This window comes from Okeania sp. SIO3I5, from assembly GCF_010672085.1.
In the GTDB taxonomy this organism is placed as follows: Bacteria; Cyanobacteriota; Cyanobacteriia; order Cyanobacteriales; family Microcoleaceae; genus Trichodesmium.
This window is the reverse complement of sequence record NZ_JAAHHT010000010.1, coordinates 29,430-41,529: the sequence shown is the minus strand read 5'-3', so window position 1 is coordinate 41,529 and position 12,100 is coordinate 29,430. Positions and strand designations below refer to the sequence as shown.

The 12,100-nt window shown below is 37.5% G+C and carries 6 protein-coding genes; 3 read left to right on the top strand and 3 right to left on the bottom strand.

The annotated features are described in order from the left end of the window. Positions 1 to 821: 821 nt before the first annotated feature. From F6K40_RS03985 to F6K40_RS03975, 3 genes are all read right to left on the bottom strand, one after another. Complete coding sequence (locus tag F6K40_RS03985) at positions 822 to 1,208, bottom strand: Lin0512 family protein (RefSeq protein ID WP_293131691.1); 387 nt, start codon at positions 1,206 to 1,208, stop codon at positions 822 to 824. Between the two features lie 1,014 nt (positions 1,209 to 2,222). Further along, positions 2,223 to 7,454: a calcium-binding protein gene (locus tag F6K40_RS03980; protein WP_293131688.1), complete on the bottom strand. Its 5,232-nt coding sequence runs from the start codon at positions 7,452 to 7,454 to the stop codon at positions 2,223 to 2,225. A 571-nt stretch (positions 7,455 to 8,025) separates the two neighbouring features. Beyond that, on the bottom strand, positions 8,026 to 8,169 hold the full coding sequence (locus F6K40_RS03975) for a hypothetical protein (RefSeq protein WP_293131685.1): 144 nt from the start codon (positions 8,167 to 8,169) through the stop codon (positions 8,026 to 8,028). Positions 8,170 to 8,471: 302 nt separating this feature from the next. On the opposite strand from F6K40_RS03975, the gene F6K40_RS03970 reads away from it, so the two are divergent. The 3 genes from F6K40_RS03970 to F6K40_RS03960 all read left to right on the top strand — a co-directional run bounded on the left by F6K40_RS03970 (position 8,472) and on the right by F6K40_RS03960 (position 12,099). After that, positions 8,472 to 9,359, top strand: a complete 888-nt coding sequence (locus F6K40_RS03970; protein WP_293131682.1) for a sugar phosphate nucleotidyltransferase — start codon at positions 8,472 to 8,474, stop codon at positions 9,357 to 9,359. A 153-nt stretch (positions 9,360 to 9,512) separates the two neighbouring features. Beyond that, the gene (locus F6K40_RS03965; RefSeq protein WP_293131680.1) at positions 9,513 to 10,790 is read left to right on the top strand and encodes a glycosyltransferase; all 1,278 of its coding nucleotides are present in this window, start codon (positions 9,513 to 9,515) and stop codon (positions 10,788 to 10,790) included. Between the two features lie 16 nt (positions 10,791 to 10,806). Beyond that, entirely contained in the window at positions 10,807 to 12,099 is a 1,293-nt protein-coding gene (locus F6K40_RS03960) for a glycosyltransferase (RefSeq protein WP_293131677.1), read from the top strand. The last annotated feature ends 1 nt before the right edge of the window (position 12,100 follow it).

The window sequence follows — 12,100 nt, the reverse complement described above, 5'->3', positions numbered from 1 at the left end:
AATGAAAATGCATAAATTTTTAAATTCGTATTTATGCTTAACATATTTTAGTTGAGGAAGTAATTTTGCGATTACTGTATAAACGGATTTTATATCAGGAGTCAGGAGAAAAGAGGAGGGAGTTTTAAGCTATAAAGAAGAGAAAGTTTTTTGATCGCGAAGCGGAACGGAGTTCTATCGCGTTTTCTTATAGGGAATGCTACGCAAACATGTCGCGCAGCGAAAGCGGAACGGAGTTCTATCACGCTCTGATCCGGACATGATATTAATTATTTCTGGGGTTGATAAAATTTGAAGATCGGGTGCTTCCTGCTCAATAAACAATATTGCTCTCTTATCATCAGTATCGGAAACGTAAGTCTGATATAACTTGAGCAGACTACTTTGCATATCAGTAATGGATATATTTTCTGTTTCAGCACTCCGAGCTACTATATCGTCTAATATTAGAAATTCTGGCGTTGGTGAAGCGCGTGTATGATATTAATCTTAATTATTTAGGAGTCAGGAGTCAGGAGGAAAGAAAGAAGAAGAAAGATATAGTAGAGGGAGAAAGTTTTTTTTTGCGCTCTTATCCAGACAAGAAATCATACCTCAAATCATCAACGCCGAAATTCTCTAGTCAGATTTTCCCACTGAATTTCGCTGGTAGGGGCGATTCGCTTGCTCGCCCCTACTTATTCCTTACCTTCTCTATACAATACTGATGCTACCGGACATGATATCATTCCTAATTGTGCAACGCCAATTATTTATATTTATATCTGCTATATGTTTTGTAGTCAACCATAGCAGATTTTTATTTTGATCGTATCCTATATTTATTGAGAGACAAATACAGTAACTGCGGCCACCGCAATTAACATCTCATCATTTTTATCGTCCAACTCAGCGATGTAGCTGCCGCTAGACTCCGCCAACGCTCTACCCTGCACCACCATCCCTCCATCTTCGACACTTATAGTTTTCTGACCAAAAGGCAATACAGCTAAAACCTCCTCTACCCGTACCTGTTCTGGGTAAGGTACAGCTACCTGTACTTCTACAATCATTTCATTAGGATGACTTAAACCTGCTACTTCCCACACACCAGGCAAAGCATTGTGGGCAATGGCATTCCTGACAGCTCTAGCTGCAGCAACTGTTGGTTCCTGGCCATGTTGATCTACACCCATTCCCATTTCAATAATTAAACGTTTTCTAGTCATAAATACAATATATTAGTAGTCAATAGTCAGTGGTCAGTAGTTAGTAGAAGAAACTAAACCACTTATTTCTACTATTGTTAATAATTTAACACTCAAGTGCCTACACACTTCATGTATAACCGTGTAGATATTTAGATTATATGTGCAATTAACCGGACTTGATATCGCGTCAGATCAAATCCGCTTGGCAACGGAAGTGTTATAAGAAACCGGGTTTGTGGGAGGTAGATTGTTATATAGCGGAGCATTTAAAACAAACCCGGTTTCTACGCTTTTTTATACCGATACTACCGGATTTGATATTATCAGGACTTATATCATGTTCGGGTAATCAGTTCTAAATAAAATTTTAGGTCTGAGAGTAGGGAAAAGATATTATACTTCTACTTTTCTCCTGACTCCTTTCTCCAGAAATTCTGAATCCTGACTCCTGACTCCTGACTCCTTGATAATTATTTATAAGTATTCAACCGAACATGATATTACGCAAATTATTAGATAATACGCTATCCCTAGAGGGCGAATACCATTCGCCCCTACTACATAATATAGAATCCGGTTATATAGTATATGTTCATTATTAAATCGGACAATCGGACCATCTCCCCCAACAATACACTCTTGTATTCAACCGGATTTGATATTACTCCTTACTCCTTACTCATTACTCATTACTCCTTACTCCTTACTCATTACTCATTACTCATTACTCATTACTCATTACTCATTACTCATTACTCATTACTCATTACTCATTACTCCTTACTCCTTACTCATTACTCATTACTCATTACTCCTTACTCCTTACTCCTTACTCCTTACTCCTTACTCATTACTCATTACTCATTACTCATTACTCCTCAGTAATACGATAACTAATTACCCGGATTCTATATAAGGCGTCTGTGCGTAAGTCCTGATTATACCAAAAACCAAGTAGGGACGTTCCATGGAACGTCCCTACTTCGATAGAGGTTTAAGAATAACCTCTATGGTTTTTTGTTGGTTGCTTTCTTAACGTAGGAAGAAATCATCAGCACTAATTTGTGCGTTATTAGTTAAGGTGGCAAAATTAGCACCTGTACCTAAACCAGCAGCACTACCATTAGCATTATAGAACAAGTTACCGTTTTCACTGTTGTAGACAATAAACGCAGTGGAATTTGCTGCCGCTGCATTAGTCGTAACTACTGCAAATTCTGTTGCCACACTGAAACCATCACCTTGAACACTCGTAAGAGCAGCAAAAGTTCTTCGATCCAACAGAATAATATCTTGATCTACAACAAAATCAGTAATTTCGTCTGTACCCACATCTGCTTGAGCAAACTCTTCATTGGTGTTGAAAATAAAGTGATCGATACTTGCTCCACCTGTGAGTACGTCGTTACCTGCACCACCATTCATGCGATCGCGACCGATACCAGCACGGAGCGTATCATCACCAGCACCCCCAAGCATTGTATCAAATCCAGGACGACCGATCAAGAGATCGTCATCAGCACCTCCGAGAATAAAGTCGTCACCAAAACCACCGTTGAGAATGTCTTCTCCATCACCACCATTTAGGCGATCGTTACCACCGTTACCTGTAATAGAATCATTATCATCACCACCACGGAGGGTATCATTTCCACCAAGACCTTGTATGGTATCATCTCCTCCAAAACCATTGAGGATATCTTGACGTTGATTACCAACAATAAAGTCGTCCGTATCACCTGCTGCGATACCAACAAAAGTAAAGTTACTCACATCTAGGTTGATTTCGGCATCAAAGGTAGCGACTATTTCTAAACTGTCTCCTTGGAAGAAAGTCAGCACAGTTTCGTTTTGTGCATTAACGTAAGTAGCAAATACACCACTGTTGTTAACATTAAGTTGCTCTAGACGTGTTTCTACTTCTGCTAGAGAAGCAAATTCTTGAGTTAATTCAATCAGACCTACGTTACGAGCAACATTTGTGCTTGACTCATCTACAGTCACCTGAGTGAAGCTACCGTTTTGGAAATTTCCAAATATTCCTCTTTGAAACTGAAGTACATTTGTCTCTATATTAAAGTTGCTAATAATGCTATCTTCTACCAGTGAATTGAAGAAAATAGTCTCAAGTAAATTAGCATCAATTTCTCTTCCCGCACTTGCCGTGGTTACTTCAGTAAAGTTAAAGTTAGTTTGAGTTAGCTCGACTTGAGATGCAAACTGACTGACAACTTCTACTTGAGTGCTACTTTCTGCAAACGCTACTACAGTATTACCTACGGAATTAGTGTATTGAACAAATACCGGGTTATTTACTTGTAAATTAGCTAGCAGTGCTTGTACTTCTTGTATTGAGTTAATCTGTTGTTCAACAACCAGTAAAGTTTGGTTCTGGATATCAACATTGGTGGTTGACTCATTAACAATTGTACTACTGAATGTTGAATTGCTAAAACCGCCGAACTGTAAAGAATTGAGCGATAATGAGTCTGACTGACTAAAGCCAACAATAGTAGCACCCGCTTCCTCTATGGAATTGATCTGAATTACGTTTTGAATTGCATTGTTGACTACAATTGTTGTATTTGAGTTACTGATGACAAGATTTACATCTGGGGTATCATCGTCTCCATCATCACCATCATCACCATCGTCTCCATCATCACCATCATCTATTTCTTCATTGACAAAGAAAAAGTTATCCGAGGTAACATTAACATTAGCTTCCAGATTAGCTAGAAGATTAATTTCTGCACCAGTCCAGTAACCTACTACAGTTTGCTGTTGTTCATTCTGGTATACAACTAACCTGGGAATATCACCAACCTGTAAAGTTTGCAACCGCACAAGTAATTGTTGTTGTGTGAAACTACCCTCGAATGATAGTAAATTGGCATTTCCTACAGAGGTTGTCGTTTGGGTTACTGTCAATTCTTGTAGGGTGTCATTTGTGATTCCCCCAAAGATTTGAGAATCACATTCAAAAACGTCTTCCTCACTATAGTCTGTAATTGTCACCCCAGTTTCTGTCAGGGAGTTGAATACAAATTCATCCACTACACCAACGGTAGCAGTCACTTCTGTTTGGTTCGTAATGTTGACGGTGTTGGTAAACTGTAAATTGTTCTCAAAAGTGAACTGACTAATATCTTCTAGTTCTATTTCAAAGTCTTCAATGACTTCAAACTCGCTGCCATCGAATAAAACTAACTGAGTGGTACCTTCGATATTAACTAATATGAGAGCTGAACGATCTACCACAAGTTCTGCCAGACGTTGTTCCAGAATTTCTAAACTGGTAAAAGACTCTTCCTCGAAAATCAAGAAAGTTTGTTCAACTTGTTGAGTCAAATCAGCAGTGACATTGATACTTGTGAAATCTTCTATTGTGACATCTAGTGACTCTAATATCTCAGCACTAATTTCTAACTGATCTACTGTTACATCAAAGTCCTCGTCATCATCCTCGTCATCCTCGTCATCCTCATCATCCTCGTCATCATCCTCGTCATCCTCGTCATCCTCGTCATCCTCGTCATCCTCGTCATCCTCATCATCCTCATCATCCTCGTCCTCGTCCTCGTCATCATCGTCCTCAAATTCCTCAAACTCTAAGTTATCAACATCAAAATCACCAATATTTTCCAACTCCACTTCAAAGTCTTCGACAATCTCAAACTCAGTACCATCGAACAATACTAACTGGGTGCGACCATCAATATTAGCTAATACCAGCACTGAACGATCTACCACAAGTTCTGCCAGACGTTCTTCTAGCACTTCTAAACTCGCAAAAGTTTCTGATTCAAAAATCAAGAAACTTTCTTCAACTTCTTCGTTCAAGTTAGCTGCAATATTGATGCTCGTGAAACTTTCTAATTCAATATCTAGCTCTGTTAGTATTTCCTGGTCAATTTCTAGCTGCTGTGTTGTGATATCAAATGGTGTAAATAAGTCTAAACTCTCAATAGAGAAATCACTAATATTTTCGATCTCTATTTCTGTAACTACCTCAAATTCACTACCATCGAAAAATACTAACTCAGTCGTACCTTCAATCTCAGCGAGTATTAGAACTGAACGATCGACTACTAGCGCTGCCAGACGTTCTTCTAGCACTTCTAAACTCGCAAAAGTCTCTGACTCAAAAATCAAGAAACTTTCTTGCACTTCTTCGTTAAAGTTAGCTGCAATATTGAAACTGCTAAAAGTTTCTGCGGTGACACCTAATGATTGTAAGACGCTAGCATTAATTTCTATTAGATCGTCTAGATCGCCATCATCCTCGTCCTCGTTGCCACCTATGATAAAGATATTATCTGTATCAATTTCCACATCCGTTTCTTCATCAGTAGGGAAGTTAGCAATAACTTCAACTATACCCTCTTGTGAAAAAGCGAAAACAGTATTGTCTGATTCATCGGTGTAAGTCAATAAAACAGAGTCAGTTATCCCCAACTCAGTTAATCGTATTTCGACTTCTTCTATAGAAGCAAATATTTGGTCAATAACTAGAAAATTAGCATCTTCTACCTGTTCAGCAGTGGTAAATACGGAAACTAATGCTCTTGTTAAATCTTCATTTGTCAGATCGCCAAAATCTTCGGACCGTAATTTGATAATGTCTGTCTCATCGTCAAAGTCTTCAATTGTAAATCCGCCTTCAATTGTTTCCAGAATGAAGAATTCATCAGGATTATCTGTAGCAGAAATAGTATCATTATCCGCCGTTATTTGGATTTCATTTAAGATACTCAGATTAACACTACTAAATAATTCTAAATTAGATAGAATTACATCAAATTCTTCAATAGTAGTAATTCCTTCTTGACTCCCATCAGAGAATAGTAAAACAGTTTGACCACCGATATTAGCAACAGCTAGAACAGCATTATTACCAGCAAGAACGCTTAATCTTTGAGCAAAAACATCTAAGTTGTCAAATTGTTCCGCTGAAAAAATCAGTAATTGTTCTGTTACTGGAGCGACATTATCAGCAGTTATAACAATCCTGTTTAGAGTCTCTAAAGTCACTCCTAATTCTTCAAGTGTAGATACACTAATTGATACTTGATTTTCATTACTAATGAAGTCATCTGTACTAATATTCAGGTTGTCATCAATGGTAAATGCTTCCAGATTAGATACCGTTTCATACTCAGTAATAATCTCAACTTCATTGCCATTGAAGGATGCTAAAAATGTGTTCTCTGCTGTACTGAATAAAAATAAAGCTGTGGTGCTAAATTCAATATCTTCTAACAGTTGTTGTAGCACTGTAATATCAGTTATTTCTTGTGAAATAACGAAGAAATTAGCATCAATATCTAGAGTATTTCCATCAGTTATTGATACTTCAATATCTTCTTGATTAATGCCTAGCAATTCCAGTATAGATGATTCAATACTGATAAGTCCTCCGTCGCTAAAATCAATTCCTGTACCACCATCATCACTGAATTCCGGAGTGTTAACTGTTACATACTTAAAATTATCAGAACTTAGTTCCCCTTTTTTAACTGAAACTCTGGCCAGAACATCAGTTACATCATCTCGAACGTAAGCTAATGTACCTTTTTTACCATTGTCGTCTTCATCAAAAAAGATAATAGTTGGGAAGTTTCCAATGTTAGCACCATCTAATAAATTTGGATTACTTAGTTGAGTAGCTACTTCATCGCGATCGACATTAGTAAATGTCACAAAATTTATCCCGTTAGTGTCATTGGGGTCAAATACTTCTTCCAGAAGACCAATGGTATCATCGTCAGCTTCTAGATCGCTAATTTCATCTATACCTTCACCAAGAGCTGTATAAAGAAAGATATCATCACCGGAACCTCCGCGAAGTTTATCATTACCAAGACCTCCAACCAGAGTATCTTCATCTTTCTTACCTTCTATATCGTCATCACCCTCATCACCAAAAATCAAGTCATTACCGTCATCACCCTTGATTTTATCTTCACCAGTACCACCAGAAATAGTATCATTATTTTTTCCACCTTTAATATCGTCATCATCTTCCTGACCAAAAATCAAGTCATCATTATCTTTACCTTCAAGCTTATCTTCACCAGTACCACCAAGTATGGTATCATTCCCATCATCCCCATCTATATCATCATCGTCTGCTCCACCATCAATAAAGTCATCACCATCTTTACCATCAAGTTTATCCTCTTCTCCAAAACCACGGATAATATCATTTTCATCCGTACCTTTGATTTTATCTCTTCCGTTTGAACCAAAGAATTGAGCCATTTGTTTTTTTCTCCTTACTGATAATTTTAGCTACAGTATTTAGCTGTACTTAGCCATGTAGATTTTGATTGTTTTTTGACAGTTTATTAAGTCTTGAGCAAAAAAATATTAATCAAGATTAGAGCAATTTTTCAGGATATTTATAGTTCTTTTATGAAGCAATATAAATTTTCCTTGATATTACTGTTTCAATCGATGACCCTAAGAATGGATATAAGTATAAACTGTCAGATAATTTTGCACTTAATTATCTGTTCAATGCACCTCTAAATTTTTTTTCCTATATTATTTTACCTATTGCAGTCTAAAATGCCAACTTTTTTAGAGAATTTCATACTTTTATATTATAAAAGAGGGAGTAGGGGCGATTTCCGTTTTTCATGCTCCTAATTACGCTTGCTCGCCCGTACAGAAGTAGGGAGTAGGGGGGAAATAATTGATGAATAAGAGTGCCATAATTGATTTGATTTTTTATTAGTGGAGTTGCCCTGTAATTAAAAATTTAAAACTCGTAAAATTCTTAAAACCCTTAACTTAGTCTAATACGATCATTTTTCCGTTCTAAATTTATTTAATCAAATTTTGGTAGTCCTGCTGAGGAATGGCGAAGATACATAAGTTTTGTAATTTCTTCCCACACGAACCACACGAACCACACCTCCCGCACCTCCCACACCTCCCGCACCTCCCACACCTCCCACACTCTCTCTACCATTACTCAGTACCACCACCCAAATTTTTTAAAAAAATTGACGCAATGTCAAAATATTTGTTCCCATTCCAACAATAAATATTAATAATCAAATTATAAAGTTTAATCATAACACAATATTGACTTAATGAATGATTGATGATATTATACTTTTTCAAAAAGATAGATATATGGCTGAAAGGAAAAAACTTTATAGCTTTGAGCAAGACGAAAAAACACTAAATAAAGTTTCTGAAAAATTTAATTTATACAACTGTAAAAACTAGCAAAATATTGATTTTTATTTCTTAGTTAATCAAAAAGATATGACAGAATCAACAGCTAAAGTCAGAAAAGCAGTAATTCCAGCAGCGGGTTTTGGTACACGGATGTTTCCAGTTACTAAAGTTGTAAAAAAAGAACTATTTCCCATTATTGACAAGGATGGTAGGGCAAAACCAATAATTCAAATAATTATTGAAGAGGCTATAAGTAGTGGAATAGAACAGGTTGGATTAGTGGTACAGGAAAGTGATAGCCAAATTTTTACAGACTATTTCCAAGCTATTCCTAGTTATTATGAAAAACTCTCTCCTGAAAAACAAGAATATTGCCAATATTTACAAAATTTAGGTAATAAAATTACTCTCTTAAGTCAATCAGAACAAGTAGGTTATGGTCATGCAGTTTTCTGTGCTAAAGATTGGGTAAGAGACGAACCTTTTTTGCTATTACTGGGAGATCATATTTATGCTTCAGAGGTAACAAAATCCTGTGCAAGTCAAATTTTGCAAGTCTATGAACAGACTTATAAAAGTGTAATTGGCGTGAGGATTATCCCAGGAACAGAAATACATCATTATGGTTGTATTAGTGGAAATTTAGTTGCTGATAGTCTAATTAATATTGAGACAATTTATGAAAAACCAGACCTAAATTATGCCAGAGAAAAACTTCATGTAGCAGGGATGAAAGAAGATGAATTTTTAGGAGTATTTGGGATGTATATATTAACCTCAAAAATATTTGATTATCTAGAAGAAAATATTAAACAAAATGCTAGGGACAAAGGAGAATTTCAACTGACATCTTGTTTAGATAAATTGCAAAAAACAGAAGGAATGACAGGGTATTTAGTTAAAGGGCGATGTTTTGATACAGGAATGCCAGAAGTGTATCGGCAGACAATGATTGATTTTCGTAATATAATATAGCAGTCGAAGCAAAGGTTAGGAGATTTATAAATCCTGAAACCCTTTGACAGTTTACTATTCTCTATTCCCTACTCCCTATTCCCGTTTCGCGTAGCGCTATACTTGAAAGTATGATTGTAGAGGAAAATCTGAAGATTAGGGGAAAAACTTACTATGACTCATTTTGGTCTGATATGTCCTGCTATGGCAGGACATCTAAATCCAATACTTCCCTTGGGGCAGGAATTGAAAAGGCGCGGTCATAATGTCACCATGATCGGGATGCTTGATGCTGAAGCTAAAACACTAAGAGCAGGACTAGAGTTTCTTGCCTATGGCACAGAAGAATTTCCCAAAGGGGCAATGGCAGAACATTTAAGTCGCTTGAGTAAACTCAGTGGGTTAACAGCATTTCACTATGGGCCTAAACTGTTTCAGGAAATAGAAAATGTTTTGCTTCGGAATGCTCCCCAAATTATCAAAAATGCTGGTATAGATGCTTTGGTAATTGACCAAGCTTCATCAGGGGGATTGATCGCAGATTTTCTAGATATTCCCTCCATTACTTTTTGTGGTGCATTACCATTGAATCCAGATGAGAGTGTCCCCCCCCATTTTACCAATTGGAAATATAACCTTGCCTGGTGGGCAAAACTACGTAATAGGGCTGCTTGGAATTTATATAGACTCTTGACGAAACCTATTCTAGAGGTAATACTTGAGTATTGTCATCAATGGAATTTACCTTTGTACTCTAACTTGGATGATAGTTATTCTCAGCTAGCTCAAATTAGTCAGCAACCTCCTGAGTTAGAATTTCCTAGGGAAAATTTGCCTCAGTGCTTTCATTTTACAGGACCTTATCATGATTCAGAGAGTAGAGAACCTGTTCCCTTCCCTTGGGATCAATTGACAGAAAAACCTTTGATTTACGCTTCTCTCGGAACCATCGTCAATAGTTTTCCTGATGTCTTTGATAAAATTGCAGCAGCTTGTGAAGGTTTGGATGCTCAGTTAGTAATTTCTCTGGGAGGTTCTGCTCCTCCAGAATCTCTACCCAACTTACCCGGAAATCCCCTAATTGTCAAATATGCACCCCAGTTAGAACTATTGCAAAAAGCTGCTCTGACTATTACTCATGCAGGTATGAACACAACTCTAGAATCTTTAAACAATGCAGTACCAATGGTTGCTATTCCTATTGCTTTCGATCAACCAGGTGTAGCAGCGCGAATAGCTTGGAGTGGCACAGGGGAAGCTATACCACTGAAGCGCTTGACTGTAGATCAATTAAGAAAAGCTATTTCTCAGGTACTAACACAACCGTCATATAAACAAAATGCTGTGAGATTACAGGAAGCAATTAAGCGATCGGGTGGAGTAACTCGTGCTGCTGATATTATTGAACGGGCAGTATCTACAGGAAAACCAGTCTTAACAGGAACTATATAACTAGGAGAAACAAATTATGACTCATTTTGGTCTGATATGTCCTGCCGTAGCAGGACATCTAAATCCGATGCTTCCCTTGGGACAGGAATTGAAAAGGCGTGGTCATCGTGTTACTATGATAGGGATGCTTGATGCTGAAGCTAAGACACTAGCAGCAGGATTAGAATTTCTGGCCTATGGTACAGAAGAATATCCTCAAGGGGCGATCGCAAAATCCTTAAATAACCTAAGTAAACTCAGCGGGTTAGCAGCATTTCGCTATACCATGAAACTATTTACAGAAGGAGCAAATGTTCTACTTCGGGATGCTCCCAAAATTATCAAAGATGCTGGTATAGATGCTTTGCTAATCGACCAAACTTCATCAGGAGGCTTGATCGCTGATTTTCTAGAGATTCCCTTTATTACTATTTGTAGTGCAGTGGTACTCAATCAAGATGAAAGTGTTCCCCCACATCTTACTAATTGGCAATATAACCCCGCCTGGTGGGCAAAACTGCGTAATAAAGCTACTTGGAATTTATATAGACGACTGACAAAACCTATTCGAGAGGTAGTAGCTGAATATCGGCGTCAATGGAATTTACCTTTGTACTCTCACCCTAAAAATGTTTATTCTCAATTAGCTCAAATCAGTCAACAACCGGCTGAGTTAGAATTTCCCAGAAAAAATTTGCCTCAGTGGTTTCATTTTACAGGACCATATCATTATTCAGGTACTAGAGAACCTGTTTCCTTTCCATGGGATAAATTGACAGACAAACCTTTGATTTATGCTTCTATGGGAACCGTGCAGAATCGTTTGATCAACGTTTTTTATAAGATTGCAGCAGCTTGTGAGGAGTTAGATGCTCAATTAGTAATTTCTTTAGGGGGTTCCGCAACTCCAGAATCTCTACCCAACTTATCCGGAAATCCTTTAGTTGTTGAATATGCACCGCAATTAGAAATACTGCAAAAAGCTACTCTCACTATTACTCATGCAGGTATGAATACAACTCTAGAATGCTTGACAAATGGAGTACCAATGGTTGCTATTCCCATCGCTAACGATCAGCCAGGTGTAGCCGCAAGAATAGCTTGGAGTGGCGCAGGGGAGGCTATACCTGTGAAGCGCTTGACTGCGCCTCGCTTACGAACAGCAATTTCTCAGGTGCTAACACAACCGTCATATAAACAAAATGCTTTGAGATTACAGGAAGCAATTAATAGAGCAGGTGGAGTAACTCGTGCCGCTGATATTATTGAACGGGCAGTATCAACAGGAAAACCAGTCTTAACAGGAACTATCTTAACAGGAACTATATAAC

What these genes read in the sequence shown, in the direction of transcription:
- F6K40_RS03985 (WP_293131691.1), bottom strand. Translation starts at nt 1,208, where the DNA reads ATGACTAGAAAACGTTTAATTATTGAAATGGGAATGGGTGTAGATCAA.
- F6K40_RS03980 (WP_293131688.1), bottom strand. Translation starts at nt 7,454, where the DNA reads ATGGCTCAATTCTTTGGTTCAAACGGAAGAGATAAAATCAAAGGTACG.
- F6K40_RS03975 (WP_293131685.1), bottom strand. Translation starts at nt 8,169, where the DNA reads ATGGTAGAGAGAGTGTGGGAGGTGTGGGAGGTGCGGGAGGTGTGGGAG.
- F6K40_RS03970 (WP_293131682.1), top strand. Translation starts at nt 8,472, where the DNA reads ATGACAGAATCAACAGCTAAAGTCAGAAAAGCAGTAATTCCAGCAGCG.
- F6K40_RS03965 (WP_293131680.1), top strand. Translation starts at nt 9,513, where the DNA reads ATGACTCATTTTGGTCTGATATGTCCTGCTATGGCAGGACATCTAAAT.
- F6K40_RS03960 (WP_293131677.1), top strand. Translation starts at nt 10,807, where the DNA reads ATGACTCATTTTGGTCTGATATGTCCTGCCGTAGCAGGACATCTAAAT.